The sequence below is a fragment of the Bacillus sp. PSXD-155 genome (assembly GCF_049310765.1).
Classification (GTDB): Bacteria; Bacillota; Bacilli; order Bacillales; family Bacillaceae_G; genus Bacillus_A; species Bacillus_A cereus.
This window is the reverse complement of record NZ_JBMOWC010000028.1, coordinates 35,317-51,861: the sequence shown is the minus strand read 5'-3', so window position 1 is coordinate 51,861 and position 16,545 is coordinate 35,317. Positions and strand designations below refer to the sequence as shown.

Sequence of the window (16,545 nt, the reverse complement as noted above, 5' to 3'; positions counted from 1 at the left end):
TAATTGAAAGCATTAGTTATAAGTGAATGGGAACGACTATGGAATCAGAAAAAAAGCAAATGGATGTTGGGGATTTTTACTGTCATTGTTTTTCTTCAGGCTTGGTTTTTAAAGTACTATGGAGTGGGGATTTATAATGATGGGCAACAAGTTCCACTAAATTCTTGGAATTTTTCATGGTTTTTATTAAAGGAATCTTCTTTCTTAATTACTTTGATTTTCATGCCTGTATGTTTCTTGAATAGCTTAAATGTAGAATACAACTCAGGAGCATATCGTCTATTTTTAATTAGGCCTTTTCAACGTATAACCTTTCTTATGTCAAAATGGTTTTCTCTTTCTATAATAGTGTTACTCTACTTATTTGTTGTTCTTTTTGTTGGCATAGTACTTGGGTTGGTGTTTTTTAAAGCCGATGATGCTTTTATGTTCTACGGCCAACAAAAGACCGCGATAGAAGCGATATTATATACAGTACAAGTATATGGATTGTTTTTTATTATTCAAATGTGTGGCTTAGCTCTTGCTAGTTTAATAAGTGTCATAATTTCAAATGCAGTTATTAGCTTTTTCCTTCTGATCGGAATCTACATCGGGTGCTTGTACATTAGTCAATTATCGTTCTTTTTATTATCTGTCCAGAGTATCTTCCATGCGCTCAGCACAGGAAGTAACACTTTATACGTTCTGATTCTAGGTATCATGATTATTAGTGTTAGCGTTTGTATAAGCATTTGGAATAAAAAAGAATTTACATGTTAATGCACAGGATAGAATGGAGGTATACCATGATTATGTTAGAAGCTAAAGGAATCGAAAAAGTTTACAAAACTAAATTCCGAGAATATCCAGTTTTAAATAATGTCAACTTAACTGTTCATGAAGGAGATTTTGTAGGAATTATGGGACCTTCAGGGAGTGGAAAGTCTACACTTTTAAATGTACTTTCCTCTCTTGATTTTCCTTCAAATGGAGATATTACAATTAAAGGACAAAATTTAACTAATATGGATGGTGATCAATTAAGCAATTATCGTCGTGAAAATATTGGTTTTATTTTTCAAAATTATAATTTGTTAGATCACTTAACAATTGAAGAAAATATTCTTCTACCCGCAGCTTTAAGAATGGGGAGTAAAAAAGGTGTCAGGGATAAACTCAATACATTAGGGAATGAACTAAATATTGAATCACTTTTGCCAAAGTATCCCTATGAAATCTCTGGGGGACAACAACAAAGAGCAGCTATTATCCGTTCATTAATTAATGATCCTTATCTGTTATTTGCTGATGAACCGACGGGAAATCTAGATTCAAAATCTGCTTATGATGTATTGAATATACTAAAAACATTGAATGAAACACATAAAACAACTATTTTAATGGTAACTCACGACTCTGTAGCTGCTAGTTTTTGCAACAGGGTCATATTTTTGAAAGATGGCAAGATTGTTCATGAGATGCAACGTTCCTATGAAGAAAAGCAATTCAGTTTCAATCAACGTATACTACTGTATATCTCTAAAGAAGTGGGGGAGAATGATGTCAATATTTTCACTCGCACTTAAAAATATAACTCGCAATTTTTCACTGTATATAGTGTATCTTGTAAGTAGTATTCTATCAGTTACAATTTTTTATATGTATGCAGCATTTCTTTCATATCCAAAAGTTTCTGGAATAGAGCAACTGTTAATTGCATGTGAATTCATTATCCTGCTATTTTCATGTTTTTTCATTTCCTATTCTTATGACCATTTTCTTACTGAACGGAAAAAGGAAATTGGTATTTGGAAAACGTTCGGAGCTTCTAAAAAACAATTATTTATTATCATTGTTTTAGAGAATACGATAATTGGAGCAATTTCTATCGTAATTGGAATTATACTTGGTATAGCACTATCAAAAAGCTTTTTTGAATTCATCGGGAAATCGCTCTTCTTAAGTGAGTCATTTTCCTATTTCTTCTCTCCAATTGCTACTTTTTTTACAGTTATTTTGTTTGGAGTTCTATTCTTTTTTGTTTCATTACGTAGTTATTATAAAATTGGACGCATTTCTGTTTTGGAGTTATTTCAAGAGACAAAAAAAACAAAAGATTTACCTAGGTTTTCTAAGAAGAAATTCATAATTTCCCTGTTAATTTTGGTTATTTCGTATGTTTTTATCCTTTATGCAACTTTACCTGTACTATTATTTTCTTTTTTGCCTTTATCTGCTCTTTTATTGTTAGGGACGTACCTTTTTTGTTCACACGGATTAGTAGGAACTGTATCGTATTTAATTAATAAAGAAAAAAAACATTTAAATGGCATTCGAATGCTAATATTTATAAGTCTAAGGAAAAAACTTTATTATAATGCTAAAATCATCTTTCTTGTTTCAATATTCTTATCAATGATAATGATATTAATCAGCTCTATATATTTATATTCGGAGTTGAATGATCAAAGAATGCGAAGTAGCCACCCACAGCCAGCTGTATTTATTGTTGATAAAAAACAAGAGAATACATTAGAATCTGATTTAGAAAAAAATTTCAAAGGAGAGGTTGAGGGATTTCATAAGAAAAAATGGGAAGGTGTATTACTGAAATCATCAAAGGAAGAAGGACAAACTCTTATACTACAAACAAATTCATTCTTTATAAAGAACTGGACAAAAACAAAAAAAGATAACCTGTTATTTAGTAAAAAAAATGCTAATATCGATAAGTTGAATATCCAAACAAATAAAGGGAATACAAAATTGATAGTAAAAAATGTAGTTGAAGGACATGCGATAAACCCGGTATCTGGGATAGATAATGTAGTTTTTGTACCAGCAGATATACTTAATGAATTAGAGAAGGGAATATTACCTACTCAACATGTTTCATTTTATACATTAGATTTCAAGGAAGATAATAAGAGTTATAGTGCACTAAAAACTTTATTTGAGGCACTCCCTTTAGAGATAAAGGAACAGTCCAGCGTTCGTCTTCTTCATTATGAAAATACAGTTCAATTAACTTCAGTTTTATGGATAATAGCATTATTTATTGGTTTTATCTTGCTAATTGCTTTATCCAGTCTTCTTTGGTTTAAGTTATACGAAGATATATCTAATGATAGAAAAATATTTCACGCTTTAAGAAAAATTGGTTTGAATTTCAATGAAATAAAAAAAACATTAAGAGTTCAAATTGCAATAATTTTCTTTGTACCAATTATTCTCGGGGGAATAAATCTATTCATAGCAATCTATGCCTTGCAAAATATATTGGGAGGATTTAAAATTTACTCAATAATATTAATATTTTTTATTTTCTTGGTATTCCAATTGGTATTTTGCTTCATTTCAAACCACGTTTATTATAAGAAGGTTGTTCATGAAAAGAATATTAATTAGCAAGAAAATATATTTCACAAAATAATAAGAGTTTTAAAATAAACTAGAGAGGAGTGTTTTTTTGAATGGAACGATTCTTGTTGTAGATGATGAGTCAGAAATTGTAGATGTACTCTCTGATATATTCTGTGATCGGGGTTATAAAGTTCTCAAGGCCTACAATGGAGAACAAGCTCTAAATCATTTGAAAACACAAGTTGATTTAGTCATTTTAGATATTATGATGCCAAAAATGGACGGTTTTGAATTTTGTAAGGTCGTTCGTGAACAAATAAAATGCCCGATTCTATTTTTGAGTGCTAAACATTCAGAAATAGATAAAGTGAAAGGCTTTACTTTAGGTGGAGATGATTATATTACAAAACCATTCCAAGTTAAGGAGCTCATCGCACGTGTGGAGGCCCACTTGAGGCGTGAGAAAAGAGAACGTGTAAACTTGCAAAATCAACGTTTCTTAGGAAACTTGACCATTAACTATTTACAGCATGATGTTTTTATTGATGGAGTAAAAATAGATGTAACGAGTAAAGAGTTTAAAATATTAGAGCTTTTAACGGTAAATTTAGGACAAATTTTTTCTAAGGAACAAATTTATGAGAAAATTTGGGGATTGGATGCAGTAGGAGATCTCAATACAATAATAGTGCATATTAATAACTTAAGAGCTAAATTAAGTTTGGGTATGTCAACTTACCATATTAAAACCGTATGGGGAGTTGGCTATAAGTTGGAGAAATGTTAATGTTAAAAAAATTATCGTTGAAAAACCAATTTATTCTAACATTTGCAGCTGTAATATTTTTAAGTATTGTCAGTACGGTTTGTACGTTAATTTTAATATACTCTTTTCTTTTTATTTATAATGAAAAATCTGTTTTACCTGCCAACCATTATGAAAAACAAGTGCCTAGCATTGAAAAATTTGTAGAAATGAATGGAGATAAAATAGTAGATTTATCCTATCAAAAAAAAATAGAGAAAGTGATTCCAATGCAAGGAATTACTTATCAAGTTATGAATACGAATGGAAATAGGTTATATGGTACATTGAGTGATGAATTATTGAAAAACGATAAAGAAGTGTATCATAAAATAAATACCTCTACTCAAAATGGTAAACTAATTACAAAATACATTCCAATTATGAGTAATGATCAACTAGTTGGTGTGCTTGCTGTACGATACATACTAGCTGCATCTATTGATTATTACATAGAATATGTTTTTATTATTGCTTTTCTTATTCCTTTTATATTTTTAACGCTTTATTCTTATCTATTAGCTAAACGTTTAGGAAAACAATTGAATAAACCTATTAAAGAAGTAATAATGGCCTCACAAAAAATTAAAAACAAAGATTTAGACTTTGAAATAAAATATGAAAGTGAAAATGAAATAGGTATATTAATTGATTCATTTAACAGTATGAAGGAAGAATTAAAAAATTCATTATATGTTCAATGGAAATTAGAACAGGAACGTCGGGATATGGTTGCTTCCATTGCACATGATTTGCGAACACCGCTAACTATTATTTTGTCTCATGTAGAAGTATTAATGGAGCCCATGCCAAATAATCAAAAACGACTTCATCACTACTTACAAACAATAAAGAATAATACCGAAAGAGTATTGCATTTAACCGAAGAGATGAGAAGAATTTCTGAAGTGGATAACCCTGATTTCACTCTTATGATTTGTAATATAGCTCCAGCTGAAATGATTCCAGAAATGCTTGAAGAGTTTAAGGAATTGGCAAAAAATGAAGATATCCAATTAACCTATACTTTACTTATTAAACCAGAAGAAAAAAATCTTAAGTTTGCACTTGATCCAAATCGCTTGCATCAAATTCTGACGAATATTATTTCTAATAGTATTCGCTTTACGCCAAAAAAAGGAAGGATTAATGTGCAAGTGGAGGTGAAAAAAGACGTTATGTCTTTTTCTATCTCGGATTCTGGAGTTGGATTTAATACTAAAGATATTCCATTTTTATTTAGTAAATTCTACCAAGGGGATCTTTCAAGGTCAAATCAACTACATCATGGACTAGGTTTGTATATTGTAGAAAAATTGGTTGAAAAACATGGTGGAGAAATTCATGCTGAAAATAATGAGATTCAAGGAGCTCGGATTTCATTCACGATACACGCTCTGTTTAGTAATAAAAAAAGGAACTATGAATTGTCATAGTTCCTTCTCCGTTATTTAATAGCATTATATACATCCAGCTGTCCGTACCCCCAAGAAGCTTTATCAGGTGCTATATCTTTCTTTATTCCATTTTTGTAAAGGTGTGAAATTGATCGATTTGGTTGATTTTTATAATTATAGTGATTGATAATTAGAGCTAGTGTAGCGGATACTTTCGGAACTGCCATCGATGTTCCAGCGGCAAATAAGTATCTTCCAGTATTAAAAGTTGTCAGTACTTCTTCTTGTCGGAAAAGACCAGTATTCCACCATACCTCTTCGCCATATTGTTGCCACAAACGATAATCTCCTCCTGGAGCAGATATGTCAATGAATCCTTCTCCGTAATTAGAGAATACAGAACGTTGTCCAGTTGGACCAGTAGACGATACTGTTACTACACCTGGTAATTCCCCAGGTGCTTCTATTCCTACACCAGTATATGTTTTACCCTCTTTTTCATATTTTTGTTTAAGAAAGTTATTTAGCTCCTGTTTATTAGCCACGTTTATAGAATCATTTCCTGCAGAAGCTACTACTATACTACCACGTTGATTGGCATATTCTATAGCACGTTTGTAACCTTCTACTTCTGCCCATCCATTGTCTACAAGTTTTCCATTTTCATAGACTTTTCCATTTACATAATAGGAACCAAGACTAAGGTTGATGACATCTACATCATCCTTAGCTGCTTCGATGATGGCATTAATGACCCAAGCTGCATCAGCTGATTTATTTCCAAATACACGATATGCTCTGATTCCCGTATTAGGAGCAACACCTTTTATTTCCCCATTTGCAGCAATAGATCCAGTAACGAGAGTTCCATGGCCGTTGATATCATTGATATTATTAATATCGCCTGTTTCTTCAGGTTCAGTACCTCTCAATCCTCCTTTTGGAACGAAATTTTTAGATCCGGGAATAAGGTTTTTTACTAAGTCAGGATGATCCACATCGACTCCCGAATCAATAATTCCAACAACCACATTATGAGAGCCAGTTTCCTTTTTATAACTTTCTCCATTATGAGTAAGTTCCTTCATGTCCCACTGCATATCCCATAAGGGAGGTAGGTTTGTATCTAAGGTTTTTGTTGAAAAATTAGATAAATTAGGTATCTTTATGGAATGAGAAATCTCTGGTGTTTCGACTTGCAAAGAAGGATTAACTGATTCGAATAAAGGAGATTGATTTGTAGACACTTGTGTATCTCCTTTGAATTGAATGAGTCCTATCTCCGGGACAGTGTAAGTAATTTCTCCATCCTTCTTTTTTATTTCGGTAATGCCTTGGTCTAATTTTGATGGGTCTTTTAATAAAACGGTGTAATATTGCTTAGGTTTTTCTTGAGCATGTCCTACATTTGAAAATAAAAAATACGTTAACACGGTTGCAATGACAGTGATTGCTTGTTTTTTCATAATTATCCCCTTACCTTTATAAATTGGAGGTGGAATTTGAAGATGGACCGCAAAATAAGTTTTGACAAATACCCCTATTGCCCATTTTGCTATCCCACCTAGATCCTATAAATAAGGTAACAAACCATTGGAAATTTCAAATCCGTAAATCCCGAACTTATAAGTGGTATATAGCGCAATATACTTCTTTATGTAAACACCCTGGAATTTCTACTCTAGATTTATTTCCAAAGAAATAATTCAGAAAATACAGAAAAATATCGTAATCATTTGTAGAAGTCTGTTATAATAAACGGAAAATGAAAACGTTTTAAAGGGGGACATAACCAATATGATGATGAATGTACCGCTAACAATTAGTTCTATGATGGAAAGAGCAGAGAAACTGTTTTCGAAGAAAGAAATTGTTTCACGGACGCATGATACAGTTACAACGTTAACGTATAAGCAGTTAGGGGAAAGGACGAGAAGACTTTCCAGTGCGTTGAAAAAGCTTGGAATTAAAGAAGGTGAACGTGTAGGAACATTAGCGTGGAACCATCATCGGCATGTGGAAGCGTATTTTGCTATTCCAGGTATTGCTTCTGTTTTGCACACAATTAACATTCGTTTATCTCCTCAACATATTTCATACATTATTCAGCACGCAGAAGACCGAATTCTACTTATAGATGAAGATCTCATACCGCTTGTTGAAAATATTCAATCACAATTATCAACTGTACAAGCTTACATTATTATGACTGATAAAGATGAACTCCCAAATACTACGCTGAAGCCTGTATATCATTATGAAAAGCTATTAGAAGAAGGCGATCCAACTTTCCAATTTGTAAAAGATATTGATGAAAATACACCTGCTGGTATGTGTTATACGTCAGCGACTACAGGAAATCCGAAAGGTGTTGTATATACGCATCGTAGTACTGTACTGCATTGCATGGCACTCGGTTTAGCGGATACAGCTGCTTTATCGGAAAGTGACGCGGCGATGGCAATTGTACCGATGTTCCATGTGAATGCTTGGGGACTTCCTTTCGCTGCTACTTGGTTTGGATCAAAACAAGTTCTTCCAGGACCGATGTTTACGCCGAAAATTTTATTAGAAATGATCCAATCTGAAAAAGTGACGTTAGCTGCCGGTGTGCCGACAATTTGGCTCGGTGTATTACAAGAGTTAGAAAATAATAGTTATGATTTATCTAGTATGACGAGAATACTATGTGGTGGTGCAGCCGCACCGAAAAGTGTTATTAAAGCATTTGAACAGAAACACAATGTTCCTTTCATCCATGCATATGGTATGACCGAAACAAGCCCACTCGTAACACTTGCACGTTTAAAAAGTTATGAAACAGAATTATCGTATGAAGAGCAATTAGAAATTAGATCAAAGCAAGGGTATCTTGTCCCTGGTGTAGAGATGAAAGTAGTCGGTACAAATGGTGAAGTGAAGTGGGACGGTACGGAGATGGGAGAACTATGTTTACGAGCACCTTGGATCGCTGCAAGCTATTATAACGATGATCGTACTGTCGAAGGTTTTCGCGATGGATGGTTATATACTGGTGATGTTGTTACAGTGGATGAGGAAGGTTGCGTGAAAATTGTTGACCGTACGAAGGATGTTATTAAAAGCGGGGGAGAATGGATTTCTTCGGTCGATCTTGAAAATGCTTTAATGGCACATGATGCTATATTTGAAGCGGCTGTCGTTGCAGTTCCTCACCCTCAGTGGCAAGAGCGACCAATTGCCTGCGTTGTTCAAAAGAAAAATAGTACGGTTACAAAAGAAGAAATATATGAGTTTTTAAAACCACAGTTTGCGAAGTGGTGGTTGCCAGACGATATTGTCTTTATGGAAGAAATACCGAAAACATCTGTTGGGAAGTTTTTAAAACAGGCGCTTCGGAAAGAACTGGAGCATTTGCATAGAGAGAAATAAGTGAATTTCTATTTGTAAACTCTAATACATTAATGGTTGACAAAAGAGGAGTGGAAAGATAATATAATTTTTGTGATATGTTACCTAAAATAAATTTTAAGTTTACAAATAGGAGAAGCAAATATGAATACAAAAAACTTAGTTTTTGTCGCTTTATTTAGTTCTATTATGGGAGTGTTAGGGTTAATACCTCCGATTGCTCTTTCTATTACACCAGTTCCAATTACATTGCAATCACTCGGTGTTATGCTTGCGGGTGGGTTGTTAGGATCACGTCTAGGTGCGTTAAGTCAGCTTATTTTCTTACTTATTGTAGGAGTTGGAGCACCATTGCTTGCTGGTGGACGCGGTGGCCTTGGTGTATTTGTTGGACCAAGTGCAGGATATTTACTTGGTTACATCATTGGGGCGTTTGTTATTGGTTATTTAATTGAGCGTTTACGTGAAGTTTCTATTATAAAAGTATTATGTATTAATATAATTGGTGGTATTTTCGTAGTTTATGTATTTGGTATTACTGTACAAGCGTTCTTAATGGATGTTTCTGTATGGGAGACAATGAAAGTGAGTGCTGTGTTTTTACCAGGGGATTGTATAAAAGCAATTATTGCGGCAGTTCTCGTAACAAAATTACATCGTTCATTGAAACATATTATTACGCCCGCTTTAAAGAATGGAAAATATACAAATGCGGGATGATAAAGGGAAGAAACACGTTAATTGCGTGTTTCTTTTTATTATTATTGTAAAGAAAGGACGTCTCATATGGGGATTACAAAAGAATATAAAAAGCATGCCTCTTTACAACCAAATAAAATAGCGATAAAGGAAAATGATAGAGTTTTAACATATAAAGAGTGGTTTGAATCAGTTTGTAAAGTAGCAAGCTGGTTAAATGAAAAAAAATCGAAGAATAAAACGATAGCAATCCTATTAGAAAATCGTATAGAGTTTTTACAACTATTTTCTGGTGCCGCTATGGCCGGGTGGGTTTGTGTTCCGTTAGATATAAAGTGGAAACAAGATGAGCTCAGAGAAAGAATTGAAATTAGTAATCCGGATATGATTGTGACAGAACGATATAAGGTGAATGATCTATTGGATGAAGAAGGAAGAGTAATTGAAATTGATGAGTGGAAAAGAATGATAGAGAAATATCTTCCTACATATTCCACTGTAGAAAGTGTACAACATGCTCCTTTTTATATGGGATTTACATCAGGATCAACAGGAACAGCAAAGGCATTTTTACGTGCACAACAATCGTGGGTTCATAGTTTTGATTGTAATGTACATGACTTTTATATGAAAAGGGAGGATTCGATTTTAATAGCTGGGACGCTCGTTCATTCTCTTTTCTTATACGGGGCAATAAGTGCATTATATGTAGGACAAACGGTGTACATTATGAGAAAGTTCATTCCAAATCAAGTACTAGATAAGTTAGAAACTGAAAATATATCAGTTATGTATACAGTTCCGACAATGCTTGAATCTTTATATAAAGAAAATAGAGTAATAGAAAATAAAGTGAAAATTATTTCGTCAGGAGCGAAATGGGAAGCTGAAGCGAAAGAAAAAATAAAGAATATATTTCCTTATGCGAAAAGATATGAATTTTATGGTGCATCAGAGTTAAGTTTTGTAACAGCACTAGTCGATGCAGAAAGCGAAAGAAGGCCAAATTCAGTAGGAAAACCTTGTCATAATGTGCAAGTTCGAATATGTAATGAAGCAGGCGAAGAAGTACAAAAAGGTGAAATAGGAACTGTTTATGTGAAAAGTGATCAGTTTTTTATGGGATACATAATAGATGGGGTTTTAACACGGGAGTTGAATGCAGAAGGTTGGATGACAGTGCGAGATGTAGGCTATGAAGATGAAGAAGGCTTTATATATATTGTTGGTAGAGAGAAGAATATGATTTTATTTGGAGGAGTCAATATTTATCCAGAAGAAATAGAAAGTGTATTACATGAACACCCAGCTGTCGATGAAATAGTTGTAATTGGTGTGAAAGATAGTTACGGGGGTGAAAAGCCCGTCGCGATTGTAAAAGGAAGTGCTACGAAACAACAATTAAAGAGTTTTTGCTTACAGAGATTATCCTCTTTTAAAATACCGAAAGAATGGCATTTTGTAGATGGAATACCTTATACAAATAGTGGGAAAATCGCTCGTATGGAAGCAAAAAGTATGATTGAAAACCGGGAGAAAATATATGAATAGAGCAGTTATTGTAGAGGCGAAAAGAACACCTATTGGTAAGAAGAATGGGATGTTAAAAGAGTATGAAGTTCAGCAATTAGCAACGCCGCTTCTTACGTTTTTAAGTAAAGGGATTGAGAGGGAAATAGATGATGTCATATTAGGTAATGTTGTTGGGCCAGGAGGGAATATTGCGAGACTATCTGCTTTAGAGGCGGGACTTGGCTATCATATTCCTGGTGTAACGATTGATCGGCAATGTGGTGCTGGTTTAGAAGCAATTCGAACTGCGTGTTATCTCATTCAAGGCGGGGCAGGTAAGTGTTATATCGCCGGGGGAGTAGAGAGTACAAGTACGTCACCTTTTCAAAAAAGAGCACGATTTTCACCTGAAACAATTGGTGATCCTGACATGGGAGTAGCGGCTGAATATGTTGCAGAACGTTATAACATCACGAGAGAAATGCAAGACGAGTATGCTTGTCTTAGTTATAAGCGGACACTGCAAGCGTTAGAAAAAGGATATATACATGATGAAATATTTTCTTTTAATGGATTATTAGATGAATCTATAAAGCCAGAAATGAATTATGAACGAATGATTAAAAGAACAAAACCTGCATTTTTACAAAATGGTACAGTAACGGCGGGGAATTCATGTGGTGTAAATGATGGAGCATGTGCCGTTCTTGTAATGGAAGAGGGGCAAGCCCGAAAATTAGGATACAAGCCTGTACTTCGTTTCGTTCGTAGTGCTGTAGTGGGAGTAGATCCAAATCTTCCGGGGACTGGTCCGATATTTGCGGTGAACAAATTATTAAACGAAATGAATGTAAAAGTAGAGGACATCGATTATTTTGAAATAAATGAAGCATTCGCCTCAAAGGTTGTTGCTTGTGCAAAAGAGTTACAAATTCCGTACGAAAAAGTAAATGTAAATGGTGGAGCAATTGCGCTCGGTCATCCGTACGGTGCATCTGGTGCTATGCTTGTAACACGTTTGTTTTATCAGGCACAAAGAGAGTCTATGAAATATGGAATTGCTACATTAGGAATTGGAGGCGGGATAGGGATTGCGCTATTATTTGAGAAAGTAGAAGACTAGCAATCTTAACTAGTTTTCTACTTTTTGAGGAACATAAATATTGCTACCAGGCTTCGCTTTCATTTCGTTCCAAGCAGCAATCGCATCAGCTTTTGCTTTCCCTTTATTATTTGGATCTTCGAAAAAGTCACGAGTAAAGCGATTGTATTCAAATTGTGTACCGATAGTTGTTTTGTATGTAGGGTCTTTTTTTCGTTCGTTTTCTTCATGCCAAAAAGCTATCGCGTCTTCATATGTTTTTCCAACATTCTCTTTGAAAAATTTTTGAAGAGCTACTGTAAAGCGGAAGTTTGTTCCGATTTTTTCTTTGAAAAAAGCACGAACATCTTCGCTACAGCGGTGATTGTTAGTAATAATCGTTTGAAGAGAAAGGTCTTTATAGGATAGGGAAGCTTTACTCACCTTTTGAACAGAGCTGTTTTTTAATATTTTACCAGTAGTTAAATAATGTGAGATACGCTCGGTTATTTCGATCTTAGAGCCACTAGCTGGCAACCCATTCTCACGACAAAATGTTTGGAGTTCTGCTTTTAACCAATAATAGTTTTGGAAATCTTCAAGTGATATAGACTTTGTTAAAGGTGGACGCATGAATGTAACAACTACTTTCTTCCATAATTTTCTTCAATTATAAAACGTATGTTCTTTTTATGGAAGGGTTAATTTGTAAATATAATGGGAAGAGGAGATTGCATATGGAAAATGTAATGCAAGTTCGTGTTACAGGAATTTTAATTGAAGATGAAAAGGTATTGCTAGTAAAGCAAAAAGTTGCTAATCGAAATTGGTCTTTACCTGGAGGAAGAGCAGAGAATGGCGAAACGTTAGAGGAAGCAATGATTCGAGAAATGAGAGAAGAGACAGGGTTAGAAGTTAACATTCAGAAGCTACTCTATGTTTGTGATAAACCAGATGCTCGCCCGTCTTTATTACATATAACGTTTTTGCTTAAAAGGATTGAAGGTGAAATTATGCTACCTTCTAACGAGTTTGATCATAATCTAATTCATGATGTGCAAATGGTGCCGATTAAAGATTTAAGTCATTATGGTTTTTCGGAAACTTTTATCAATCTTATAAGTGAAGGTTTTGTAAATGCAGGGAGTTATCAAGGTTTGAAACAAAATATAGGTCTGTAAATATAGGGGAAGGATAGCCGTTCGCTATCCTTCATAACATGTTTTAAACTGCTGACTGTAAAGAAGAAACAAGCTGATTTAAAAATTCATCTCCGCTCATAATTGCTTTCCCGCCACCGCGAGCACTCTTCTTATTTCCGCCACCTTTTCCTTCGATTGTAGGAAGAGCGTCTTTTAAAAGAGCATTCATATCGAGTGATACTGATTTTCCGCAAGCGAGAATACATTGTAGTTTGTCATCATTTTCGATGACGAAATACGTAATTGCATGCTCTTGTTGTTCTGTAATAATAGCGGAAAGCTTTGCGATTTCTTGCATAGAACGATTTATAAATACTTTAGAAATAAGTATGTCAGCATGAATTTTTATAGGCTGTAGAAGTAGTTCATTTGCCTCTGCAAATAATAATTTTTCATTCATTGTTTGTATTGCTTTTTCGTTTTCTTTTTGAGAAGTAAGCAGTTGCGCCACTTTTGCTGGAATATCAGTTTCGCTACTGTTTAATTGTTTAGAAACATCTTTCATAATTTGTTGCTGTTGCCCCATTAATTTAAGTGTACGCCAACCAGCGATAAACGTTAAGCGTATACCACCTTTATTGCGCTCCCATCCTAGTACTTGAATAGGACCAACTTCACCAGTTCGTTTCGGATGCGTTCCACCACAGCCGTTGTAGTCAAAGTTTTCGATAATAACAACCCGTATATTTTCTGTCATAGTCGGTTCTTTACGAAGGGGCAACGTTTTCGCTTCTTCTAAGTTCATCCACTGGATGCGGATTGGATGGTTTTCAAAAACAATTTTGTTTGCAATTTGTATTGCTTTTTCAACCGTTTCTGCATGAAGATTTTCTGTTTCTAAATCAATTGTTACTGTTTCTTTACCAAGATGGAATCCAATTGTAGGCATGTTAAAATGGTCCCAAAAAGCAGCAGATAAAATGTGCTGAGCTGCATGTTGTTGCATATGATCAAAACGGCGCTCCCAATTGATTTTACCTTCTACGTCTTCTGTATGTAATTGTTCTGCAATGTAGTGACGAATTTCTCCGTTTATCTCTTCTACATTGATTACATTGATATCATTTAATGTACCAGTATCATATGGTTGTCCGCCACCTGTCGGATAAAATGCTGTTTCATTCAAAACAACGTATAAGTTACCGTCTTTATCATAATCTTGCTTTATAATTTTAGTAGTAAAGTCTTGCTTATAAGCGTCAGTGTAATATAATTTGTGCTCCAATTTTCTTTCTCCTCTCGCATTAACTAGTTTCATTGTAATGCAATTGAAATTAGTTTCCTAATATTTCAGAAGAAAGAAACTATTTTTAGAATTTTCTTGCTATAATAAGGGAAAGAAAATGCGGGGGTGGAATAAATATGTTATATGAAAACGGCGTAGATAAACTGCTTAGTTTAAGTAGAAATATTTCCGAATTATATCGAGAATTAAACGAAATGACCCGGATTTTAACGGATTGTAATCGAGAAAGTGTGAAGTTTGATCGATTATATGTAAAAGAGTTACTTTGGAAGAAAGAAGATGTAATAGAGAAATATGACCAGCTACTTGTACAACTTTGTATTAACGAATGCTTTGATCTAAAAAGTGTCATTACAGGGGAATATAAGTATACATATGAAGAAGTAGAAAACATAGTTTTACAATTTAATGAAAAGTATAATGTCGCAATCTTAATTAAAGATGTGTGTAAAGAATTACAGTTCACATATGGAATTGATATGGACATAACGAGAACAACTCGGGTATCAACAGCTCAAGTATAGAAAAAGGAAAAGAAAGCAGATCCTTTGCTTTCTTTTTTTTGTGAAAATAGAGAGAGTAGGTTTAACGATGAAGGGGAAGTTACAGCATATTCATCCGCTTGGAATGAGTATTATTTTAGGGACATTGTTTGCTAGGTTTGCAACTTCAATGAGTATCCCTTTTTTAGCGATTTATTTAACGACTGTTAAAGGTGTATCAGCTGGAATGACTGGTGCTATTATCGGAACGAGTGCACTTGTTGGTGTTTTTGCTAGTTTTATCGGAGGGAATTTATCAGATCGATTTGGCCGGAAAACGATTATGCTCTGGTCCATGATCGTTTGGATTTTTGTGTTTATAGGTTTTTCACTTGCGGATCATGTTTTAAGTTTCTTTTTATTAAACGCTTTAAATGGATTATGTAGGTCGTTTTTTGAGCCAACATCAAGAGCATTATTATCAGATTTAACAAAGCCTGAGTATCGGTTACTCGTCTATAACTTACGATACGGTGCAATAAATGTTGGAGTTGCAATTGGACCAATTGTTGGATTACAGATTGGAAGTGCAAAATCAACAATTCCTTTTTTAGTAGCAGCTGGGGTATATATTCTATATACAGCTATATTAGCGTTCCAATTTAAGAAGTATCCAATGGAAAAAAAGAAAGTGAGTACAGAAAAAACTGTTACAATGCTAAATGCAATACGTATATTGCGAAAAGATATAGTATTTTTAGTTGCTTTAGTCGGTATTATTTTGAGTAATTGCGGTTTTTCCCATTTAACGACGACAGTATCTCAATATTTTGCAAATGCACATATATTTGAGGATGGGGTGAAGCTATTCTCATATATGCTCGCTTTAAATGCAATTGTTGTAGTGATTATCCAATACCCTGTTATTCAAATGTGCAAAAAGTATACACCGTTAACATCAATTATGGTTGGGACTTTATTTGTGAGCGGGGGATTATTTGGCTTTGGAATAGTAGAATCTATGCTAGGTGCTGCCGTTTGTACAATTATTTTTACAATTGGAGAAGTCTTAATGTTTTCGATGACGGATGTATTTATTGATGATATTGCTGTTGCGCATCTAAAAGGAACATACTTCGGTGCGATGGGCTTTTCGGGAATTGGAGTAGTAATAGGTCCGTGGTTCGGAGGAGTACTTCTCGATTACTACGGGTACCAAAATGGGTTTGCGGTATTTTCAGCACTAGCTATATTTTCAACTGTGGCATTTCCTGTGCTTTTAGTTACAAAAGGTTTATCGAAAAAAAGATATGATAGAAATTCTAATATAGAAATGCATGCGAAATAACATAAGCCCCAGTAACCAACTGGGGCTTAGTTTGAATT

Annotated in this window: 15 protein-coding genes; 12 read left to right on the top strand and 3 right to left on the bottom strand. The window is 34.2% G+C overall.

Going from position 1 to position 16,545, the window contains the following annotated elements:
- The first annotated feature begins 3 nt into the window (after window positions 1-3).
- The 5 genes from ACO6VI_RS23550 to ACO6VI_RS23530 all read left to right on the top strand — a co-directional run bounded on the left by ACO6VI_RS23550 (window position 4) and on the right by ACO6VI_RS23530 (window position 5,586).
- Complete coding sequence (locus ACO6VI_RS23550; RefSeq protein ID WP_161520479.1) at window positions 4-762, top strand: ABC transporter permease; 759 nt, start codon at window positions 4-6, stop codon at window positions 760-762.
- 26 nt (window positions 763-788) lie between these two features.
- Window positions 789-1,568, top strand: a complete 780-nt coding sequence (locus tag ACO6VI_RS23545; RefSeq protein ID WP_023522743.1) for an ABC transporter ATP-binding protein — start codon at window positions 789-791, stop codon at window positions 1,566-1,568.
- Window positions 1,543-3,390: an FtsX-like permease family protein gene (locus ACO6VI_RS23540; RefSeq protein WP_063548347.1), complete on the top strand. Its 1,848-nt coding sequence runs from the start codon at window positions 1,543-1,545 to the stop codon at window positions 3,388-3,390. Before ACO6VI_RS23545 ends, ACO6VI_RS23540 begins: the two co-directional genes overlap by 26 nt.
- Before the next feature lie 61 nt (window positions 3,391-3,451).
- Complete coding sequence (locus tag ACO6VI_RS23535) at window positions 3,452-4,132, top strand: response regulator transcription factor (protein WP_023522741.1); 681 nt, start codon at window positions 3,452-3,454, stop codon at window positions 4,130-4,132.
- Window positions 4,132-5,586: a sensor histidine kinase gene (locus ACO6VI_RS23530; protein WP_043924693.1), complete on the top strand. Its 1,455-nt coding sequence runs from the start codon at window positions 4,132-4,134 to the stop codon at window positions 5,584-5,586. The genes ACO6VI_RS23535 and ACO6VI_RS23530 overlap by 1 nt, the downstream gene beginning before the upstream one ends.
- An 11-nt stretch (window positions 5,587-5,597) precedes the next feature.
- Here ACO6VI_RS23530 and ACO6VI_RS23525 read toward each other — a convergent pair whose 3' ends face one another.
- Window positions 5,598-7,013, bottom strand: coding sequence for a S8 family peptidase (locus ACO6VI_RS23525; RefSeq protein ID WP_065484953.1), 1,416 nt, complete (start codon window positions 7,011-7,013; stop codon window positions 5,598-5,600).
- Between the two features lie 331 nt (window positions 7,014-7,344).
- Between ACO6VI_RS23525 and ACO6VI_RS23520 the strand changes: the two genes are divergently transcribed.
- From ACO6VI_RS23520 to ACO6VI_RS23505, 4 genes are all read left to right on the top strand, one after another.
- A complete protein-coding gene (locus ACO6VI_RS23520) occupies window positions 7,345-8,958 on the top strand; it encodes a long-chain fatty acid--CoA ligase (RefSeq protein ID WP_161520480.1) in 1,614 nt (537 codons plus the stop codon).
- 123 nt (window positions 8,959-9,081) lie between these two features.
- Window positions 9,082-9,657, top strand: a complete 576-nt coding sequence (locus ACO6VI_RS23515; RefSeq protein ID WP_001093334.1) for a biotin transporter BioY — start codon at window positions 9,082-9,084, stop codon at window positions 9,655-9,657.
- A 66-nt stretch (window positions 9,658-9,723) separates the two neighbouring features.
- Window positions 9,724-11,187 (top strand): acyl-CoA synthetase, encoded by a 1,464-nt coding sequence (locus ACO6VI_RS23510; protein WP_161520481.1) that lies wholly within the window; start codon window positions 9,724-9,726, stop codon window positions 11,185-11,187.
- On the top strand, window positions 11,180-12,271 hold the full coding sequence (locus ACO6VI_RS23505; RefSeq protein ID WP_048655773.1) for an acetyl-CoA C-acyltransferase: 1,092 nt from the start codon (window positions 11,180-11,182) through the stop codon (window positions 12,269-12,271). Before ACO6VI_RS23510 ends, ACO6VI_RS23505 begins: the two co-directional genes overlap by 8 nt.
- Window positions 12,272-12,280: 9 nt before the next feature.
- Here ACO6VI_RS23505 and ACO6VI_RS23500 read toward each other — a convergent pair whose 3' ends face one another.
- Complete coding sequence (locus tag ACO6VI_RS23500; protein WP_063548339.1) at window positions 12,281-12,862, bottom strand: DUF6434 domain-containing protein; 582 nt, start codon at window positions 12,860-12,862, stop codon at window positions 12,281-12,283.
- A 104-nt stretch (window positions 12,863-12,966) separates the two neighbouring features.
- Between ACO6VI_RS23500 and ACO6VI_RS23495 the strand changes: the two genes are divergently transcribed.
- Window positions 12,967-13,410 carry an NUDIX hydrolase gene (locus tag ACO6VI_RS23495; RefSeq protein ID WP_048655771.1) on the top strand — a complete coding sequence of 148 codons (444 nt, stop codon included), beginning with the start codon at window positions 12,967-12,969 and terminating at the stop codon, window positions 13,408-13,410.
- A gap of 43 nt (window positions 13,411-13,453) precedes the next feature.
- Here the strand turns inward: ACO6VI_RS23495 and ACO6VI_RS23490 are convergent, their stop codons facing one another.
- Window positions 13,454-14,656 (bottom strand): alanyl-tRNA editing protein, encoded by a 1,203-nt coding sequence (locus ACO6VI_RS23490; protein ID WP_154816436.1) that lies wholly within the window; start codon window positions 14,654-14,656, stop codon window positions 13,454-13,456.
- Window positions 14,657-14,793: 137 nt separating this feature from the next.
- Here ACO6VI_RS23490 and ACO6VI_RS23485 point away from each other — a divergent pair, with 137 nt between their 5' ends.
- Both ACO6VI_RS23485 and ACO6VI_RS23480 read left to right on the top strand, forming a co-directional pair.
- Window positions 14,794-15,201, top strand: a complete 408-nt coding sequence (locus ACO6VI_RS23485) for a hypothetical protein (protein WP_000965149.1) — start codon at window positions 14,794-14,796, stop codon at window positions 15,199-15,201.
- Window positions 15,202-15,268: 67 nt separating this feature from the next.
- A complete protein-coding gene (locus ACO6VI_RS23480) occupies window positions 15,269-16,507 on the top strand; it encodes an MDR family MFS transporter (protein ID WP_063548335.1) in 1,239 nt (412 codons plus the stop codon).
- Window positions 16,508-16,545: the final 38 nt, after the last annotated feature.

What these genes read in the sequence shown, in the direction of transcription:
- ACO6VI_RS23545 (WP_023522743.1), top strand. Translation starts at nt 789, where the DNA reads ATGATTATGTTAGAAGCTAAAGGAATCGAAAAAGTTTACAAAACTAAA.
- ACO6VI_RS23540 (WP_063548347.1), top strand. Translation starts at nt 1,543, where the DNA reads ATGTCAATATTTTCACTCGCACTTAAAAATATAACTCGCAATTTTTCA.
- ACO6VI_RS23530 (WP_043924693.1), top strand. Translation starts at nt 4,132, where the DNA reads ATGTTAAAAAAATTATCGTTGAAAAACCAATTTATTCTAACATTTGCA.
- ACO6VI_RS23525 (WP_065484953.1), bottom strand. Translation starts at nt 7,013, where the DNA reads ATGAAAAAACAAGCAATCACTGTCATTGCAACCGTGTTAACGTATTTT.
- ACO6VI_RS23520 (WP_161520480.1), top strand. Translation starts at nt 7,345, where the DNA reads ATGATGATGAATGTACCGCTAACAATTAGTTCTATGATGGAAAGAGCA.
- ACO6VI_RS23515 (WP_001093334.1), top strand. Translation starts at nt 9,082, where the DNA reads ATGAATACAAAAAACTTAGTTTTTGTCGCTTTATTTAGTTCTATTATG.
- ACO6VI_RS23510 (WP_161520481.1), top strand. Translation starts at nt 9,724, where the DNA reads ATGGGGATTACAAAAGAATATAAAAAGCATGCCTCTTTACAACCAAAT.
- ACO6VI_RS23505 (WP_048655773.1), top strand. Translation starts at nt 11,180, where the DNA reads ATGAATAGAGCAGTTATTGTAGAGGCGAAAAGAACACCTATTGGTAAG.
- ACO6VI_RS23500 (WP_063548339.1), bottom strand. Translation starts at nt 12,862, where the DNA reads ATGCGTCCACCTTTAACAAAGTCTATATCACTTGAAGATTTCCAAAAC.
- ACO6VI_RS23495 (WP_048655771.1), top strand. Translation starts at nt 12,967, where the DNA reads ATGGAAAATGTAATGCAAGTTCGTGTTACAGGAATTTTAATTGAAGAT.
- ACO6VI_RS23485 (WP_000965149.1), top strand. Translation starts at nt 14,794, where the DNA reads ATGTTATATGAAAACGGCGTAGATAAACTGCTTAGTTTAAGTAGAAAT.
- ACO6VI_RS23480 (WP_063548335.1), top strand. Translation starts at nt 15,269, where the DNA reads ATGAAGGGGAAGTTACAGCATATTCATCCGCTTGGAATGAGTATTATT.